This is a genomic window from Curvibacter sp. GW821-FHT01G03, from assembly GCF_059422285.1.
Genome location: NZ_JBWKWP010000075.1, coordinates 1 through 260, shown reverse-complemented (window position 1 = coordinate 260; position 260 = coordinate 1). Strand labels below are relative to the sequence as shown.

Genomic DNA, 260 nt, shown 5'->3' with positions numbered 1-260 from the left:
GTGAGCGCCACCAACACCTCGGGCTACCGCAGCGCCAACGCCCCGGCCGACCTGCCCAGCGACAACCTCAGCTACGAGGCGCGCAAGGCCTTGCGGGTGCAGACCCGGGTGCTGGACCTGTGGGTGAGCAAATCGTTTGACCTGGGCGAGCAGCGGGCCCGGCTGCGCGTGGGCAACCAGGTGATCAGCTGGGGCGAGAGCCTGTTCATTCCCGGCGGCATCAACGCCACCAACGCGCTCGACATCAACCGCCTCTCGCA

General features: G+C 68.5%; 1 protein-coding gene. It reads left to right on the top strand.

The window, feature by feature from the left end; all coding sequences use genetic code 11:
- The coding region (locus AC07VS_RS28880) for a DUF1302 family protein (RefSeq protein WP_494752708.1) at window positions 1-260 on the top strand (260 nt) is incomplete at both ends.